The sequence below is a fragment of the Flexistipes sp. genome (assembly GCF_036172515.1).
In the GTDB taxonomy this organism is placed as follows: Bacteria; Chrysiogenota; Deferribacteres; order Deferribacterales; family Flexistipitaceae; genus Flexistipes.
This window is the reverse complement of record NZ_JAXKVW010000028.1, coordinates 1-17,404: the sequence shown is the minus strand read 5'-3', so window position 1 is coordinate 17,404 and position 17,404 is coordinate 1. Positions and strand designations below refer to the sequence as shown.

16 protein-coding genes are annotated in these 17,404 nt (G+C 40.5%); 11 read left to right on the top strand and 5 right to left on the bottom strand.

Annotated elements, in window-relative coordinates; all coding sequences use genetic code 11:
* Window positions 1-267: 267 nt before the first annotated feature.
* On the top strand, window positions 268-1,644 hold the full coding sequence (locus tag UMU13_RS11655; RefSeq protein ID WP_328219294.1) for a class II fumarate hydratase: 1,377 nt from the start codon (window positions 268-270) through the stop codon (window positions 1,642-1,644).
* A gap of 289 nt (window positions 1,645-1,933) precedes the next feature.
* Here the strand turns inward: UMU13_RS11655 and UMU13_RS11650 are convergent, their stop codons facing one another.
* Together UMU13_RS11650 and UMU13_RS11645 are read right to left on the bottom strand one after the other, a co-directional pair.
* Window positions 1,934-3,145: a glycosyl transferase gene (locus UMU13_RS11650; protein WP_328219293.1), complete on the bottom strand. Its 1,212-nt coding sequence runs from the start codon at window positions 3,143-3,145 to the stop codon at window positions 1,934-1,936.
* Window positions 3,146-3,175: 30 nt separating this feature from the next.
* A complete protein-coding gene (locus UMU13_RS11645; RefSeq protein WP_328219292.1) occupies window positions 3,176-3,982 on the bottom strand; it encodes an HAD-IIB family hydrolase in 807 nt (268 codons plus the stop codon).
* A gap of 168 nt (window positions 3,983-4,150) precedes the next feature.
* On the opposite strand from UMU13_RS11645, the gene UMU13_RS11640 reads away from it, so the two are divergent.
* The 9 genes from UMU13_RS11640 to dapB all read left to right on the top strand — a co-directional run bounded on the left by UMU13_RS11640 (window position 4,151) and on the right by dapB (window position 12,683).
* Entirely contained in the window at window positions 4,151-5,341 is a 1,191-nt protein-coding gene (locus UMU13_RS11640) for a nicotinate phosphoribosyltransferase (RefSeq protein ID WP_328219291.1), read from the top strand.
* Window positions 5,322-5,951 (top strand): protein-L-isoaspartate(D-aspartate) O-methyltransferase, encoded by a 630-nt coding sequence (locus UMU13_RS11635; protein ID WP_328219289.1) that lies wholly within the window; start codon window positions 5,322-5,324, stop codon window positions 5,949-5,951. The genes UMU13_RS11640 and UMU13_RS11635 overlap by 20 nt, the downstream gene beginning before the upstream one ends.
* 95 nt (window positions 5,952-6,046) lie before the next feature.
* The gene (locus UMU13_RS11630) at window positions 6,047-7,141 is read left to right on the top strand and encodes a hydrogenase small subunit (RefSeq protein WP_328219287.1); all 1,095 of its coding nucleotides are present in this window, start codon (window positions 6,047-6,049) and stop codon (window positions 7,139-7,141) included.
* Window positions 7,142-7,160: 19 nt separating this feature from the next.
* Window positions 7,161-8,873: a nickel-dependent hydrogenase large subunit gene (locus tag UMU13_RS11625; RefSeq protein ID WP_328219285.1), complete on the top strand. Its 1,713-nt coding sequence runs from the start codon at window positions 7,161-7,163 to the stop codon at window positions 8,871-8,873.
* Between the two features lie 9 nt (window positions 8,874-8,882).
* Window positions 8,883-9,560: a Ni/Fe-hydrogenase, b-type cytochrome subunit gene (gene cybH, locus UMU13_RS11620; RefSeq protein WP_328219284.1), complete on the top strand. Its 678-nt coding sequence runs from the start codon at window positions 8,883-8,885 to the stop codon at window positions 9,558-9,560.
* Between the two features lie 45 nt (window positions 9,561-9,605).
* Complete coding sequence (locus tag UMU13_RS11615; RefSeq protein WP_303700877.1) at window positions 9,606-10,088, top strand: HyaD/HybD family hydrogenase maturation endopeptidase; 483 nt, start codon at window positions 9,606-9,608, stop codon at window positions 10,086-10,088.
* 66 nt (window positions 10,089-10,154) lie between these two features.
* Window positions 10,155-10,970: a diaminopimelate epimerase gene (gene dapF / locus UMU13_RS11610; protein ID WP_328219282.1), complete on the top strand. Its 816-nt coding sequence runs from the start codon at window positions 10,155-10,157 to the stop codon at window positions 10,968-10,970.
* A 14-nt stretch (window positions 10,971-10,984) separates the two neighbouring features.
* Window positions 10,985-11,866 (top strand): 4-hydroxy-tetrahydrodipicolinate synthase, encoded by an 882-nt coding sequence (gene dapA / locus UMU13_RS11605; protein WP_328219281.1) that lies wholly within the window; start codon window positions 10,985-10,987, stop codon window positions 11,864-11,866.
* 13 nt (window positions 11,867-11,879) lie between these two features.
* On the top strand, window positions 11,880-12,683 hold the full coding sequence (dapB, locus tag UMU13_RS11600) for a 4-hydroxy-tetrahydrodipicolinate reductase (protein WP_328219280.1): 804 nt from the start codon (window positions 11,880-11,882) through the stop codon (window positions 12,681-12,683).
* Window positions 12,684-12,709: 26 nt separating this feature from the next.
* Here dapB and UMU13_RS11595 read toward each other — a convergent pair whose 3' ends face one another.
* Genes UMU13_RS11595 through UMU13_RS11585 form a run of 3 tightly spaced genes read right to left on the bottom strand, consistent with a single transcriptional unit; the run spans window position 12,710 to window position 15,638 of the window.
* On the bottom strand, window positions 12,710-13,000 hold the full coding sequence (locus UMU13_RS11595; protein WP_328219278.1) for a metal-sensitive transcriptional regulator: 291 nt from the start codon (window positions 12,998-13,000) through the stop codon (window positions 12,710-12,712).
* Window positions 13,001-13,011: 11 nt separating this feature from the next.
* The gene (gene copZ / locus UMU13_RS11590) at window positions 13,012-13,221 is read right to left on the bottom strand and encodes a copper chaperone CopZ (protein WP_328219275.1); all 210 of its coding nucleotides are present in this window, start codon (window positions 13,219-13,221) and stop codon (window positions 13,012-13,014) included.
* A gap of 26 nt (window positions 13,222-13,247) precedes the next feature.
* Window positions 13,248-15,638: a heavy metal translocating P-type ATPase gene (locus UMU13_RS11585; protein WP_328219274.1), complete on the bottom strand. Its 2,391-nt coding sequence runs from the start codon at window positions 15,636-15,638 to the stop codon at window positions 13,248-13,250.
* Between the two features lie 486 nt (window positions 15,639-16,124).
* Here UMU13_RS11585 and UMU13_RS11580 point away from each other — a divergent pair, with 486 nt between their 5' ends.
* Window positions 16,125-17,027 carry an AEC family transporter gene (locus tag UMU13_RS11580; RefSeq protein ID WP_273264808.1) on the top strand — a complete coding sequence of 301 codons (903 nt, stop codon included), beginning with the start codon at window positions 16,125-16,127 and terminating at the stop codon, window positions 17,025-17,027.
* Window positions 17,028-17,404: the final 377 nt, after the last annotated feature.

Sequence of the window (17,404 nt, the reverse complement as noted above, 5' to 3'; positions counted from 1 at the left end):
ATAATTCTACAGCTTCTCGCTTAAAAGATTCACTGTAAACTCTTCGTTTCTTCATTTCGCACCTCTGCTTTTTTTATAGCATTGGCTTAACTTACTGTCTACTAAACTGTAGCATGTCCACCTCCCCACCTCTTCACTTCACTACCCAACATTTATAAAAATGATTTAAAATTAGCCGATGATTTTTTTCTCATATGTTATAATTTATTTATAAATTCCGTTAGATGAAGTAAGTATATAAAACTTTTTATATCTGCAGGAGGATTTATGAATTACAGGATTGAAAAAGACAGTATGGGAGAAATGAATGTTCCGGAAAATGCCTATTGGGCAGCCCAGACAGCAAGAGCAAACCTTAACTTCCGGATAAGTGACTGGAAAATGCCTTCTGAATTCATAAAGGCCGTGGCAATTGTAAAGATGGCAGCGGCATCCACCAACAATAAACTTGGACTTATTGATGATGAAAAAACAAACGCAATAATTAAAGCCGCTTTTGAAATTATAAACGGAAAACACGATTCCGAGTTTCCTGTTGATGTGTTCCAGACGGGCTCCGGAACCTCGACAAATATGAATGTCAATGAAGTGATCGCCAACAGGGTGAGCGAAATCATGAGCGGTGAAAAGGGAAACAAATCGCTCTGCCATCCGAACGACGATGTCAACAAGGGGCAATCCAGCAATGATGTTATCCCCACAGCTATACACATTTCAGCAATCCTGACACTAGAAGAAAATATGGAAAAATTGCAAAAGCTTATAAACGCCCTTGAAAAAAAAGAGAATGAATTTAAAAACATAATAAAAATCGGCAGAACTCATTTGATGGATGCCGTGCCTGTAACTCTCGGTCAGGAATTTTCCGGATATAAACAGCAGGTAAAAAACGCGTTTGCAAGGTTAAAAGAAGCAGAAAAATGGCTTTTGGAGCTGCCTCTCGGCGGAACAGCTTTGGGAACAGGATTAAACACCCACCCGGAATTTGCTGAAAAGGCAATTAATGAAATATCAGAATTCACAGGAATATCCTTTCGGCAGGCTGAAAATCTTTTTGAAGGGATTGCATCCAAAGACGCAATAGTTTATTTCAGCGGCAGTCTGAACTCTTTTGCAGCCGGAGTGATGAAAATTTCAAATGACTTGCGCCTCATGAGCTCCGGTCCCCGGTGTGGAATACAGGAAATTACACTTCCTTCTCTTCAGCCGGGAAGCTCAATAATGCCGGGGAAAGTGAACCCTGTAATACCTGAATCAGTAATTCAGGTTTCAGCCCAGGTTATGGGAATGCATTCGACTATAAGCATAGCTGGAAGCAGCGGGCTTCTGGATTTGAATGTAATGATGCCCGTAATCGCATACAACCTGATTACCTCAATCAAACTCCTTAGCGGTGCAGCGGAACATCTCGGTGAAAAATGTGTCAGCGGAATAACTGCAAATGAGGAAAGGTGCAAAGAGCTTGTGGAATGGTCAATGGCTATAGTAACCCCTCTGGCAGCAAAAATTGGCTACGACAAAGCCGCGGAAATTGCTTACGAAGCATTTAACAGCAAGGAAACGGTAAAAGAGGTAACCAGGAGAAAAAATATTCTCAGCGAAGAAGAACTGGAGGATATTTTTAACCCGGAGAATATGATTTAGGGGAATTAGACTAACAGTATATTGGTTAATTTGTGCAATGGTAAAGTGACAAAACAACATTGACTGTAACTCATCCAGAGTTTCGCTTTACGCTTTACGTATTCCCCATTTGTCCCAGCCTAACGTTACACTGGCAAGCAGAACAGCCGTACACAAATATACCAATACACTACCCAACAAATCACTATTTCCCTACCTCCTACTCCTCTACTTCACTACTTCACCATCTCACTCTCTCACGCATCACTCATCACTCATCACGCATCACGGCTCCTACCCATTACGGCATTTATGAATTATCCGCCTCCACGCACTCAATAAGTTTTTCAGCAAAATTGGGCAGAGCAGAATCCACTCTTGCCCATGGAGAAATTAATCTAACACCGATGGGATTTTCCATATACTCCCTTTTCGCATTCTCTATCGCCACCGCAAACGTTTCAACAGATCTGATCTCCTTATGCCGGTCAAAGTGCAGGCCGTTCAGTAAAGCAAGAGCATTGTAGGATTCAACGGCACCCCGTGCTTCCTGAAAATATGTAGCCAACAGAGTCTTGAAAAAAGCTTCGGACATTGTTATGCCGTCCTGGGCCAAAATCCTAAAAAGTGTCTTGGCTATATCCGTCGCCATCCTCAGCAGACCGCTGTTGGGGTCATCTTTGGAAAGCTCACTGTGTTTATGCTCATATGTTTCCATGACCTCTGTCTGGGAGATACGTTTAATGGAGGTATTTTGATAAACCTCACTTAACAGCGACACCTCCAGCCCCCAGGTTGGCGAAATTCGTATCCCTGTTGCAAGCTCCCTGATAAGTGCAAACTCACCGGAAAGAGCGTATCTGAAGCCGTCCATATAATCCAAAAATTTATTATCAAAACCTATAATTTTCTTCAGTGCCCTTATAATTGGCGTATAAAACAACCGCATAACTCTGCCGTAAAGCCTGTCCGTAACCCTCGCATAATAACCTTTGTTAAATTCAAAATTAAGTCCTCTGTGCACCACAGGATAAACAAGTCTTGCAAGGAGCTCTCTTTTATAATTAACAATATCACAATCATGCAAAGCAATGGCATAATGTTTGGAATCAGCTAAAAGATAACCCATCCCCATCCAGACTACTCTCCCCTTGCCCGGAATATTAAGAGGAAATCCCTCATCAATAAGCTCAGTATAAAGATTCTGTATTCGCTCGCCATGATTCCACAGTATTTTTACATTTTGAGGCAATACCGACATATATTCCCTGACCTTTCTGAACTGAGCTTCATTTGCCTGATCAAGGGAAAGCACAACCGTTTCAATAAAAGAAACTTTTTTTAATTCCTCTATAATTCTGTGCATTGCCGGTTTTTCAAATTCGGAATATAAAGCCGGAAGCAACAGGGCAATTTTACGTCTTCTGGAAAATTTAACGATTTCACCCTCAATATCATCAACAGGCCTGTCTTTTAGCTTTTGCAATGTAGTAATCAGTCGGTTCTGATAAAAATCGGGCATACATAATCCTCCTTAAAATAAATAATTATACTATAAAATATAATTTAATACCACCTTGTTCCAGCCTTCAGGGCCGGCAGCACCTGCTTTTATTAACCCCGGCAGTTGAATGTTTTCGTATGTGCCGTTTTTCTTTGCCACTATTACCGGAATATCCACCTGTTTTAGCATTTCCAAATCATTCATACTGTCACCGATTCCGATACTTTTATCAAAGCCGACCTTTTTTAACCTGTAAGCATTTTTTACTATTTTAACAGCTTCCCCCTTGTCCTGTGAACGGCCGATCAGATGATAAAAGCGCCCGCCCTTTAAAATTTTAAACCCGCCTTCCTGTGCTTTTTTCTGCAGTAAATTAAAGTTTTCATCTTCATTCTCCAGAAAAATAAAGGGCTCACTGAATTCACGCTTTTTACTCTTCTGTATCTCTTCAATATTCATATCCATCAGTTTTGATAATTCATCATCGCTGAAATCCACAAAGCTCCGTATTCTTAAATTAAATTTAAGCGGTTCTAAAAAGTTTAATATTACTTCTCTCTCAACTCCCACTGTTTTTACAAAGTAATTGTTTTGTTTTTCACAGTCCAAACAATCAAAATCAGCAAACTGCTCAGGAAAAAAGACAGCACCGCCGTTTTCAACAATGAAAGGATATGATATCCCCAATCGCTCCTGCACATCATGAACTTCAGCAGAAGTTTTGCTCGTAACAACAATCAGCGGAATGTTTTTTGATTTAACCAGGGATAGCGCTTCTTCTGCGCCGGCAAAAGAATAGGTTTTGTGATCCAGAAGTGTACCGTCCAAATCAGTAAAAATAATAATTTTTTGCATACCACTATATTAACGTTTGCCGCATTAAATTCAATACATAAGAGATATATTCAATTTAAAAATATTCGGGATTATTTTGAAATAAAACTCTCAATTTAAACCATCCCTTTAAAAATATTTGACAACTTAATATTATTTACTAATCTTAAACATAAACAGGGGTGTTAAATGAAAAATTTTGACATAGCTTTTCCGGAAGATATTTTAAGTGGCAGTACAACCGATGTATATTTCAAACGTTCCGAAACAATTCTCAAAAAAGAAGGTATAAACAGAAATGTGGCTATGGAGGTTGCACAGAAGGGCTTTCCTGACGTGTACGACTTCGGCATATTCACCGGACTTTACAACGTACTGGATTTGCTTGAAAACAAACCGGTGGATATTTATTCCATAGACGAAGGCAGCTTATTTTTTGAAGACAGTCCTGTAATGACTGTGGTGGGCAATTATCTGGATTTCGGAGTCTATGAGACGGCAATCCTCGGCTTTTTATGCCACTCCTCCGGAATCACTTCCAAAGCGTCAAAATGTAAACTTAATGCAGGTGAAAAACCTGTTTTGAGCTTTGGAGCAAGACGGGCTCACCCTGCAATTTCCGGGATGATAGACAAATATGCCTATATAGGAGGGTGTGACGGTTTTTCCGTGGTGTTTACCGAGAAGCTTGTTGATAAAAAAGCAAGCGGAACAGTTCCCCACGCCCTTATTCTCCAAATCGGCGACACTGCAGAAACAATGAGATTGTTTGACATTCATGTCGAACCTGAGGTGGGGCGCATTGCATTAATAGACACCTTTAACGACGAACGTTTTGAAGCCGTTAATGTCGCCGGCCTGTTAAAGGAAAAGCTGGAGGGCATCAGAATCGATACTCCCGGATCCCGCAGGGGAAACTTAAAAAAAATTGCAGAGGAAATCAGGTGGGAACTTGCACTGAGGGGATACGAGCATGTAAAACTGTTTGCCAGCGGCGGACTGGATGAAAATTCCATTGCGGAACTTTCAGAGGTTATTGACGGATTCGGAATCGGCACAAGTATATCAAACGCCAAAGTAATGGATTTTTCCATGGACATTGTGGAAATAAATGGCAAACCTTTCAGCAAAAAGGGTAAATTCTCCGGTTTTAAAGAGCTTTATCAATGCGAAAACTGTCTGCATCAGAAGTTCAGCCATTTTCACAAGCCTTTGTCAAGTTGTGAAAAATGCGGCGGAAAAATGAAGAAACTTACGAAGAAAGTCATGGAAAACGGCAAAATTCTTATAAACAAAAAATCTCCGAAGCAGATTAGAGAAAGTGTGGTTAAACTATTGCCCAGACTGAAAGGAATACGGGATGAACAGTGCAGAGGCTGATTTAAAAATAGAACGAATGATACAAACACAGCTGATAAACCGGGATATCAGAGACCCCCGGGTTATTGACGCTTTCAGAAAAGTAAAAAGGCACCTTTTTGTGCGCCCGGAAGACATCGATTACGCCTATGAGGATACTCCCCTTTCGATAGGCTTCGGCCAAACAATTTCCCAGCCGTATATGGTTGCAAAAATAACAGAAACAGCCCGGATAGAAGACAATGACAAAGTACTTGAAATCGGAGCAGGTTCCGGCTATCAGGCAGCAATTGCAGCACAGCTATGTAAAAAAGTTTACGCTGTGGAAGTGATAAAAGAGCTTGCTGAATTTGCAGAAAACAATCTTAAAAAAGCAGGTATAAGCAATGTTGAAGTTATCACCCAAAGCGGCTTCCACGGTTATTCTGAACAATCCCCTTATGACAGAATTATCCTGTCTGCTGCTGCAGAGCAGATCCCGGAAAAATTGTTTGAACAGTTGAAGGAAAACGGAATAATGGTTGCACCCGTCGGCACATACCCCCAGACACTTTTCCGTTTCACCAAACAAAACGGAGAAATTATTAAAGAACGTTTTTTAAACTGTGTTTTTGTTCCTTTAGTCAGATAAAATATAAAAAAACACAATTTTATTTGCAAGCAAATCATGTTTTTGGTATTATAATATAAAGAGTTTTTATCTCTATTATTATATGGGGGTTCTAAATGAATATAACGGAAAAAATGAAATATCTGGGTGTTTCCAGGCGGGATTTTCTCAAATACTGTACTGCGTTAAGTGGAACACTCGCTCTCTCTCCTGCTTTCGGACCTAAAGTGGCCGAAGCTATAGAAAGCGACAACCGGCCGCCGGTTATATGGCTGGAATTCCAGGATTGTGCCGGTGATACGGAATCTTTATTGCGGGCATCCGCGCCCACTGCCGCTCAACTGGTTCTCGACTATCTCTCTCTGGACTACCATGAGACTATTATGGCTGCTGCAGGTCACCAGGCAGAAGCAGCTAAAGAAAGTACATTCGAAAAATATAAAGGCAAATACATTTGTGTTGTTGAGGGTTCCATACCCACCGGAGCAGATGGAGCATTCTGCACAGTTGGCGGCAAATCTGCAGTGGATATTCTAAATAAGATAGGCGGAAATGCAGCATTTATAATAGCTGTCGGCACCTGTGCTACATTCGGTGGACTTCCTGCAGCTTATCCCAACCCAACCGATGCGAAATCCGTTCAGGAACTTCTGCCCGGCAAAACTGTGATAAATCTCCCGGGATGCCCGATGAACGTTGATAATCTTAACGGCACTATAGTACATTATCTGCTTTTCGGTGCCCCTCCGGCAATGGATCAGTTTAACCGACCTAAATTTGGCTACGGTAAAAGAATTCACGATAACTGTGAAAGAAGAGCACACTTTGACGCAGGTCAATATGTTGAAACATGGGATGATTACGGGCATAAACAGGGCTGGTGTTTATACAAAATGGGATGCAAAGGTCCTGAAACATTTCACAACTGCCCCACCGTTAGGTGGAACGGCGGCACCAGCTGGCCGGTTCAGTCAGGACACGGATGTGTTGGCTGCAGTGAGCCGGGTTTCTGGGATACTATGACACCTTTCTATCACCGGCTGCCCAACGTCCCCGGTTTTGGTGTTGAAGCTACTGCAACAAAGATAGGAACTGCTGTGGTAGGTATCTCAGCAGTGGTTTTTGGTGCCCACGGTATAATATCGGCAATCAGAAACCGCGGCCTTGTACAGGAAGTTGAGTCTATAGATACTGATGAAGATGAAAAATAATAATCGAGGGGTTTAAATTATGGCTAATAAAATTGTTGTAGATCCGATTACCAGAATAGAAGGTCACTTAAGGATTGAAGCACAGGTGGAAAACGGCAAAATTGTCAATGCCTGGTCAAGCTCAACAATGTACAGAGGGGTTGAAAAAATTCTTAAAAACAGAGACCCCAGGGATGCATGGTATTTCACACAAAGGTTCTGCGGAGTATGCACAACCGTTCACTCCATAGCATCCATAAGGGCTGTTGAAAATGCCCTTGGTATTAAGATTCCTTTTAATGCGGAAATGATTCGAAATATCATTATCGGTATACAGAATGTCCAGGATCATATAATTCATTTTTACCATCTTCATGCTCTTGACTGGGTAGATATTGTTTCCGCTCTGAAAGCGGATCCCAAAAAAACAGCTTCGCTGCAGCAGTCGATATCCAACTGGAAATATTCCAGTGCCGATTATTTCCAGTCAGTCAAAGACAAGTTAGCCGCTTTTGCCAATACCGGCAGGCTCGGACCCTTTACAAACGGATATTGGGGGCATCCGGCAATGAAACTTCCTCCGGAAGCAAACCTGATGGCAGTTGCCCACTATCTTGAAGCACTTAATCTGCAAAAAGAAATCATAAAAATCCATGCAATACTCGGTTCAAAAAATCCCCATCCGCAAACATTCCTTGTAGGCGGGATGGCTATACCTGTGGATCCCAACAGCCAAAACGCTCTGAATGCAGATAAAATAGCCCAAATAAACAAATACGTAAACATGGCTGATGAATTTGTTAAGCAGGTATATATACCCGACCTTTTAGCAATTGCACCCTTTTATCTTGAATGGGCAAAATACGGCGGAGGTCACTTAAATTACCTAAGTTACGGAGAGTATCCGGAATCAAGGGCAGGATACCCGAATGAATTATGGATGCCTTCGGGAATAGTAAAAGGTGGTGATATAGGAAACGTCATGAATGTGGATGAAAAGAAAATCGAAGAGTATGTAACTCATTCATGGTACACCTACACCGGCGGCGATGAGAAGCCCAAACACCCTTATAACGGAGAACAGGAAGCAAATTACACCGGCCCAAAGCCGCCTTACGATTATTTGAATACTGATGAAAAATATTCCTGGGTCAAGGCACCAAGATACGATGATACACCGATGGAAGTGGGACCGCTTGCAAGAATGATTGTAGGCTATGCTAAAGGGCAGAAAGAGATTAAGTCTACAGTTGATTATGTTTTAAATAAGCTGAATGCAGGACCGGAAGTACTTTTTTCAACTCTCGGACGAACAGCTGCAAGAGGTATAGAAACACTTATTACTGTAGAAAGATTACCAAAATGGATCAATATGCTTGTTAAAAATATCAACACAGGCGATTATGAAACACAAAATGACACCAAGTGGGATCCTGAATCATGGCCTGCAAATGCAAAGGGTTATGGTTGGCATGAAGCTCCGAGAGGGGCACTCGGTCACTGGATTGTAATTAACGATGGAGCTATAAAAAATTATCAGGCAGTTGTACCGAGTACCTGGAATGCAGGTCCGCGTGACGCTAAAGGTACCAGGGGACAATACGAAGAATCGCTGATAGGGACACCTGTTGCGGACCCTGAAAAACCTCTTGAAATTCTCAGAACCATACACTCTTTTGACCCCTGCCTTGCCTGCGCAGTCCATGTTTATGACGACAAGGGCGATTTGAAGTCAAAAGTAAAGGTTCTTTAGGAGGACATTATGAGCGCACACACTTCTCCCGTAGAAAAAATGGTATATGTATGGGAAGGGCCGCTTAGAATAAGCCACTGGATCAATTTTCTCTGTATAATAATTCTCTCTTTTACAGGATACTATATACACAACCCGTTCATAAGTTCCCCTACGTCAACAAGTGCTTATGTGATGGGTACAGTAAGATATATACATTATCTTACCGGAACTATCTTTGCCATAAGTGTACTTTTGAGAATTTTCTGGCTCTTAGTGGGGAACCGTTACTCCAGCTGGAAATGCTTAAAGAGCTTGAATCTGTTTAACAGAAATGCCCGCTATGTACTTATCTCCTACATCAGATACTATACATTCACAGGAAAAAAGACACCCCATACTTTGGGACATAACCCAGTGGCTCTCATTGCCTATATTATTATTTTCGTGCTTTTTGTGCTGCAGGTATTCACTGGTTTCGCATTGTGGGCTCAGGTTAATCCGAACGGTCTTATGTACTCATTGACCGGCTGGATTTTTCCACTTATCAGTAATCAATGGATCAGGTTTTTCCACTATCTGGTAATGTTTCTTATAGGTGGTTTTGTAATTAACCATATTTACAGTGCAGTGTTATTTGACTTCAAAACTCAATCCGGTGAAATCAGCTCCATATTTTCCGGGTGGAAACCTAAGAGAACAGATTAATAATAAAAAGCGGGTGTTCGCATCCGCTTTTTTAATGGGTTATTTATGAATATATGTGTTTTGGGTTTAGGCAATTTATTGATGAACGATGATGCTGCCGGCGCCTTGACTGCAAAAGAACTGCAAAAGGAATTCGATAACTCCGATAATTTTAAAGTTGTCGAGGGCGGCACGCTGGGGATGGACTTACTGCATTTCATTCAATGGTCTGACTATCTTATTATAATCGATTCCGTTCAGCTCGACCTGGAGCCGGGAAGTGTTGTCAAAATTGAAGGCAAAGATATCGACTATGTATTTCAAAATAAACTATCCCCCCATCAGATGGGAATGAAAGACATTTTGTTTGCATCGGAAATTTCCGGTGATCTGCCGGAAAAAATAGTTTTTTACGGTATTCAGGTTGAAAACATTGAAATGGATATGGAATTAAGTGCAAAAGTTAAGGCAAACATATCAAAGCTGAAAAATGAAGTTATAAAGGAAATAGAGTGTGCTAAAAATTTTGCATTGGAAGAAAAACTATAAAAATCCTCTTTTAATATCTCCAAAAATTGTTTAAAAGTAATAAAATAACTGATCTTGGAGTCTTCAATGATTTCAGAATTTTATAAAATGAGCGGCGGCGGAAACGATTTTATTCTTATCGATAACACGGATAATTCAATCCCTGAAAGTAAAGCCTCAGGTTTAGCTGAAAAATTGTGTAAGAGGCAGCTTTCTGTGGGAGCTGACGGATTAATACTCATATGCAGCTCTGAGGAAGATGATTTTAAGTGGCTGTTTTATAATTCAGACGGTTCAGTAGCTGAAATGTGCGGCAACGGAGCCAGATGTGCTGCAAGGTTTGCTTATCTCAATGATATAGCGGGCAGGAGCATGACTTTTGAAACCTTAGCCGGAAAAATTAAAGCGGAAATTATAGATGACAATAGCGTCAAGGTTCTTATGACCCCCCCGTTGGACGCAATTTTCAATTATTCAATAGAAATAGACAAAAAATGGTTGGAAGTCTCAAGTGTTAATACCGGCGTTCCGCATGTTATAATTAAATCTGAAAATATTGCCAATGAATCTTTAATCGAAACCGGAAGAAAGATACGTTTCCACGATAAATACAGCCCCGCAGGCACAAATGTCAATTTTTACGAAATCACAGATGATTCAACAGTTGCAATGAGAACATATGAAAGGGGTGTGGAAGGAGAAACATTAGCCTGCGGAACCGGCGCAGTTGCCGTTGCAATTACCGCAAATGCTTGCGAAAATATAAATTTTCCTGTAAAGATAAAAACAAGAAGTGGTGCTACCTTGACAATTCATAAACAGGACAACAACTTTTTCCTTGAAGGGGAAGCCAGAATAATTTACCAAGGGGTTTTAAACAAAGAGGCTTATGATTATGAATAATGCAGGAGGATTTTATGTTTAAGGGCAGTATTGTCGCGACCGTTACTCCGTTAAAAAACGGAAACGTAGATGAAGAAAGACTGAGAGAGCTGGTGGAATTTCAAATTTCAAACGGCACAAAAGGTATAGTACCCTGTGGTACGACCGGTGAATCAGCGACACTGACTTATGATGAGCACTGCAAAGTTATAGATATCGTTATAGACCAGGTTAACGGCAGAGTTCCTGTTATCGCCGGTGCCGGTTCTAACAGTACTCACGAAACGGTGTTCCTTGCCAAACACGCAAAAGAGGCAGGAGCCGATGCCGCACTGGTTATCACTCCATATTATAATAAACCTACTCAGAAAGGGCTTTATGAACATTTTAAACATGTTGCAGAGAATGTAGATATACCGGTTGTCCTGTATAATGTACCCGGCAGGACAGCTGTTAACATGCTTCCGGATACTGTTATAGCTTTATCCAAAATTAAAAATATTGTCGGCATAAAAGAAGCCAGTGCATCTCTTGAACAGGCGGCACAGATAATAGAAAATACTGATGAAGATTTTGTTCTGCTCAGCGGTGAGGATTCAATGACATTTCCGCTGCTCTGTCTCGGTGGAGACGGGGTAATATCCGTATCTACAAACATTGTCCCCGGCATGATGTCGCAGATGTGTGAAAGTTTTGCCAAAAATGACTTTATAGCTGCAAGAAAAATACATTACAAACTTTTTAACCTTTTTAAGGGATTATTTTTTGAAACAAACCCTATTCCTGTTAAAAAAGCCCTTTATCTTATGGGAATGATTGAGAACGAAATCAGACTGCCTCTTGTGGAAATGACACCGGAAAATACAGAACGTTTAAGGCAGATATTAATAGACTTAAATCTTGACTTGAAACATTAGGAAGGGGTGAAGAATGAGTAATACAAACATCGCAATGGTTGGCGCAGCCGGAAGGATGGGCAAGCGCATAACTTACCTGATAAGCGAGGATCCTTCTGCATCTTTGACAGCCGCAGTGGAAGGCCCCGATTCTCCTTTTTTGGGGCAGGATATAGGTGAACTTGCCGGATGCGGTAAGCTCAATGTAGATATAATTGATGATTTACTTAAGATTTCCGACTCGGATGTTGCAATAGATTTCACAGGAGCTGCAGTTACCCTAAGTAATCTGGATAAATACAGACAAGCCGGTGTCCCTCTGGTTATAGGAAGCACTGGCTTCGATAAAAATGAAACAGCTGCAATAGAAAACCTTGCAAAATCTATTCCTGTAGTTTTTGCTCCTAACATGAGCCTTGGGGTCAACCTCACATTTAAAATCCTTGAAATGGTTACCGGTGCTATAGGGGAAGATTTTGATATAGAAATCATAGAGGCTCATCACAGGATGAAAAAAGACGCTCCAAGCGGAACAGCAATGAAAATGGCGGAAATTATTGCAAATAAACTAAAGAGAAATCTAGACAGAGACGCTGTCTTCTGCAGACGCGGGCTAATTGGCGAGAGATCGGATAAAGAAATAGGTATACAGACAATCAGAGGCGGTGACATCGTTGGTGAACATACTGCAATGTTCTGCGGAGCCGGTGAAAGAATAGAAATTACTCACAAGGCCTCTTCACGGGACACTTTTGCAAAAGGAGCTGTTACTGCTGCAAAATGGCTTAACGGATGCAAACCGGGTTTATACTCAATGTTTGATGTTTTGGGACTTTAAACAAAGCGGGGAATTTCCCCGCTTTCTTATTTCACAAATTTTTTTACCGTATCAATAAGCTCTTCTATTTTTTCTTCTTTTTCTTGCTCATCAGCATTTTTGACAGCTTCTGAAACACAGCTCTCGACATGATTCTGAAGAATTAACAGTGCAACCTGATTAAGAGCACCTTTAACGGCTGAAATCTGGTTAATGATGTCTATACAGTATTTATCCTGTTCCACCATCTTTACAATACCTTTAGTTTGACCTTCGATCCTTTTCAGCCTGTCCAGAGAATTTCCGTGCTTAATTGAACAGCTTGCATTTTCCATCATTAACCTCGCTATTATTTTACAGGTTCGTATCCCGCTTCATCGATTGCATCGTAAATATCATCCATAGTTACACTCGTTTCATCAAATGAAACCTTAACATTCCCGGCATCCAGATCAACCACTGCAGAGTCAACACCTTTCAATCCATTAATTTCCCCTTCCACAGCCATTTTGCAATGACCACAAGTCATGCCTCTTACCTCGATAGTTACATCTTTCATAATTTCCTCCTTCTTGCGTTATTGTTTTATTCAAAACGCCACTTCTTAAGCCGCAGCGCATTAGAAACCACAGACACAGAGCTGAAAGCCATAGCACCACCTGCTATAACAGGATTAAGAAAACCGAAAGCAGCCACCGGTATTCCTAATGTATTATAAATAAGTGCCCAGAAAAGATTCTGCTTTATATTTTTTATAGTGGCTCTGCTGAGACTGACCGCTTTGTATACATTCATTAGATTATCACTCATTATGGTGATATCACCCGTTTCCACTGCAACATCTGAGCCGCTGCCAACTGCAATTCCCAGGTCACTTGTAGCAAGAGCAGGAGCGTCATTAATCCCGTCTCCAGCCATTGCAACCTTGTAGCCTTCAGATTGCAGCTGTTTTATTTTGTCCGCTTTGTCCGAAGGTTTTACTTCAGCCAATACTTCATCAATACCAAGTAATTCAGCAATTTTATTTGCAGTTCTCCTGTTATCTCCGGTAATCATATAAACTTTAATACCTTCAGATTTTAGTTTCCCGACAACCTCTTTGGCATCCTTTCTGATTGTATCCGCAATACCTATAAGTCCTGAAACTTTATCATCTATCAGCACAACCACAACTGTCTGTCCTTCTCCCTGAAGATCCGCAATACGTTGTTTATCGCTCTCATCAATATTAAGGTTTTGTTCGATAAAACCAGGGCTTCCCACTAAAACGTTTTTTTCTCCAATTTTGCCTCTGACACCTCCACCTGGTACAGTTTCAATATCCGAAGCATTCAGCAAATCGCCTGATTCTCCATAATACTGAACAATGGAGGCGGCAAGAGGATGCTCCGAATGATTTTCCAATGATGCAGTTATTTTAATAATATCTTCTTCGCTGTATTCTTCTGTGAGAACCTCTACTGACTTTACAGAAGGTTTTCCCTCTGTAAGCGTTCCCGTTTTGTCAAAACAGAAGGCATTTACATTTCCAAGCTGTTCAAGATATGCTCCGCCTTTAAAAAGAATCCCATTTTCCGCGCCTTTTCCTGTTCCAACCATTATGGATGTAGGTGTTGCCAGGCCAAGTGCACACGGACAGGCAATCACCAGAACAGCTATAGTAGGCATAAGGGACGCTTCCACATTGCCGCCGCTTATAAAAAAGTACCATATAACAAAAGTCAAAACAGCTACCGCTATAACCGCCGGAACAAAATATCCTGAGATAATATCGGCAAACCGTTGAATCGGTGCTTTGGAACTTTGGGCATCTTCCACAATTTTTATAATCTGAGAAAGGGTGGTATCCTCCCCCACTTTGGTAGCTTTGTATCGGAAAGGCTTAAATTTATTAATAGTGCCGCAGAAAACCTCATCACCCTCTTTTCTTTCTGCAGGAATACTTTCACCGGTGAGCATCGACTCATCTATGGTGGGGGAGCCTTCAGTAATTTCACCGTCCACAGGGAGCTTTTCTCCGGCTTTAACAATAACCGTATCTCCCGGCACAACTTCCTCAACGGGAACCTCCATAGTCTCGCCCTGCCGGAGAATTCTTGCCTTTTGAGGCGCAAGGTTCATAAGTTTCTCGATGGCATCGGATGTCTTTTCTTTTGCCCTTGCTTCCAGATATTTACCGAGAAGTATAAGTGTTATAAGAATAGCTGATGTTTCAAAATACAAATGTCCGCCGGCAAATATATTATAAACACTGTAGAAATAGGCCGCAGAAGTTCCCATTGCAACCAAAACATCCATATTAGCCGTTAAGTGTTTTAAATTTTTATAGGCACCTTTATAAAACTGCCAGCCGGCGTAAAACTGAACGGGTGTTGCCAGAATAATCTGCACAAGCGGTTTTGTTAACAAACCGCCGGCAAACTTTATGGAAAACAGATTAAGCACCATCCCCAACAGCAAAGGAAACGAAAAAACGGCGGAAAATATAAATTTGAAAAGCTGTTTCTGCCCTTCTGTAAATCCCTTTCCTTCACTTTTTTCACCATCTTCCTGAGTAAAAGCCTGGTATCCCAGCGAATCAATGGTTTCGAGAAAATCTTGCACATCCAGTAAACCGTCAATATATTCCACAGAGGCCTTTTCTGTAGTCAGATTAACAGTGGCACTAAGCACTCCGCTCATTTTATTCAATTTTTTCTCTATTCGGCTGGAACAGGCAGCGCATGTCATCCCTTTGACACTAAGCTCAACACTTTTCTTTTCCACACCATAACCCAAATCCTCTATAATCTTTACAGCATCATTTACAGAAGCATTTCCATATGTAGCTATCTTTGCTTTCTCAGTCTGCAGATTCACAGCAACATTTCCAAAGCCATCTTTTTTTGATAATTTTTTCTCTATACGGCTGGAGCACGCAGCACAGGTCATCCCATTTATTTTTATTGTATATTCTTTTCCTTTATTTTCACTCATCATATCCTCCAATACATATACCCTGTAGGGGTATTAATAATACATTTTGAATATAAGTCAAGAGAGAATTATTGGCGGCTTCCCAAGTTTTTTGCATTTAAAATATTTGGCAATACTTTATATAGATATTGGGATATTCACGAATGAAGAGATCGATGTCTGAGAAACATACTGCCAGTTACCGATCATACCCTGTGAATAAATCTTTTAATTGAATAAGTTTTGCTTATAAGAACAATTATGAGAGGAGGGTATAGGCGGTTACTGGCAGTAGTTACGAGTTTCGATCTCGAATATGAGTGAAAATCCCAATATTGATATAGTTTTCTAAAAAAATGGGAGGACGCCAAGTAACTAATACACCACTTCACTACTTCCCTTATCACGCATAACTGCCTATTCACATTGTACTGGTAAAATGATAAATTTTCTATTAATATGAATATAATAGAAAAAAGCTTTATTCTTAGCTGCCAAGGATTTTAAATGGAATTTTTACTGATTTTTAATAAATCGATACTGCCTATATTTCTTATACTTTCAATTGCATTTATCTATTACAGAATTTTCAAACCCAATATCAAGGATATAGCAAATATTACACTAACAGTCCTGGCACCAATAATGACCTTTGAAGCACTTGTAAAGTATAACATCAGTCCAGAAGCTCTAATCCTGCCGATAATTTTTGCATTTCTACTGACTTTCGGATTAATGGCAGCTGCTTATGGCTGTTATTACATATTCAGACTGAATTCTTCTCAGAAAATACCATTAGTCCTTGCAGCTTCCATGATGAATACAGGTAATTTCGGCCTGCCTTTGATTTTTTTCACATACGGAACAGATGCTAAAGTATATTCAATAATATATTTTATAGCTTTCAGTATCCCACTAAGCACAATTGCTATTTATATCAGCAGCGATAAATCCAGGATTCCTGACATTTTGATAGATATCCTTAAAATACCTATTTTTCATGGAATGATAGCCGCACTCCTGCTTAACTTTATGGGAATCAACTTGCCTTCAAGCATAGACAAAAGTCTTGCTCTGGTCAGTCAGGCTGCAATTCCCATGATGATTTTTGTACTCGGCTTACAGCTTTCTTCAATAAAAATAGAGTTCGGTTTTATCAAAGTTATAGGAATTGCCACATTTCTACGCCTCATAGTATCTCCTGTACTTGCTTTCTTGATGCTTAAAATGTTAAATATCCACTCTCTCGAACAAAATGTAGCCCTTTTACAGACTTCCGGTCCTGTTGCCGTGCTCACCCTGCTTTATGCAATCAGGTTTAACAGGTCGCCTCACCTCATGTCTGCAATTATTTTTGTAACAACTTTTGTTTCCGGAATTACACTGACAGTTCTGATAAAACTGATTTAAGGTTTTCAAACAATTTAATAAATTTAATCCTTCCAAAGGTATTTGAGGTAGTAGTGGTTAAATGCTATGTCCAGCGAAATAACCAAAGTTGACCATGGTACTTAAAACTTAGCACTTAGCTCTATCTCCCCACTTCACCATCTCACTCCTCTTAAGCAGGCTTACTGGTATCACCCCCAATAATTATATAAAAATATTGTTTTACATATACTTAGCTAATATAAAACTGATTTCAATGTAATTTGCACAAATGAAACAGCCGATGTCTGAGAAACGTACTGCCGGTTAGCGGTCACACCCTGTGTTGGAATGTAAAGTGGATAAATATTTGCAAATAAAAACAATTATGAGAGGAGGGTGTAGACGGTTAGCGGCAG

Bases quoted from the DNA above. Each gene is read 5' to 3' on its own strand.
- UMU13_RS11640 (WP_328219291.1), top strand. From the start codon at position 4,151: ATGAAAAATTTTGACATAGCTTTTCCGGAAGATATTTTAAGTGGCAGT.
- cybH (WP_328219284.1), top strand. From the start codon at position 8,883: ATGAGCGCACACACTTCTCCCGTAGAAAAAATGGTATATGTATGGGAA.
- dapF (WP_328219282.1), top strand. From the start codon at position 10,155: ATGATTTCAGAATTTTATAAAATGAGCGGCGGCGGAAACGATTTTATT.
- copZ (WP_328219275.1), bottom strand. From the start codon at position 13,221: ATGAAAGATGTAACTATCGAGGTAAGAGGCATGACTTGTGGTCATTGC.
- UMU13_RS11635 (WP_328219289.1), top strand. From the start codon at position 5,322: ATGAACAGTGCAGAGGCTGATTTAAAAATAGAACGAATGATACAAACA.
- UMU13_RS11630 (WP_328219287.1), top strand. From the start codon at position 6,047: ATGAATATAACGGAAAAAATGAAATATCTGGGTGTTTCCAGGCGGGAT.
- UMU13_RS11625 (WP_328219285.1), top strand. From the start codon at position 7,161: ATGGCTAATAAAATTGTTGTAGATCCGATTACCAGAATAGAAGGTCAC.
- UMU13_RS11615 (WP_303700877.1), top strand. From the start codon at position 9,606: ATGAATATATGTGTTTTGGGTTTAGGCAATTTATTGATGAACGATGAT.
- dapB (WP_328219280.1), top strand. From the start codon at position 11,880: ATGAGTAATACAAACATCGCAATGGTTGGCGCAGCCGGAAGGATGGGC.
- UMU13_RS11595 (WP_328219278.1), bottom strand. From the start codon at position 13,000: ATGATGGAAAATGCAAGCTGTTCAATTAAGCACGGAAATTCTCTGGAC.
- UMU13_RS11585 (WP_328219274.1), bottom strand. From the start codon at position 15,638: ATGAGTGAAAATAAAGGAAAAGAATATACAATAAAAATAAATGGGATG.
- UMU13_RS11645 (WP_328219292.1), bottom strand. From the start codon at position 3,982: ATGCAAAAAATTATTATTTTTACTGATTTGGACGGTACACTTCTGGAT.
- UMU13_RS11580 (WP_273264808.1), top strand. From the start codon at position 16,125: ATGGAATTTTTACTGATTTTTAATAAATCGATACTGCCTATATTTCTT.
- UMU13_RS11650 (WP_328219293.1), bottom strand. From the start codon at position 3,145: ATGCCCGATTTTTATCAGAACCGACTGATTACTACATTGCAAAAGCTA.
- dapA (WP_328219281.1), top strand. From the start codon at position 10,985: ATGTTTAAGGGCAGTATTGTCGCGACCGTTACTCCGTTAAAAAACGGA.
- UMU13_RS11655 (WP_328219294.1), top strand. From the start codon at position 268: ATGAATTACAGGATTGAAAAAGACAGTATGGGAGAAATGAATGTTCCG.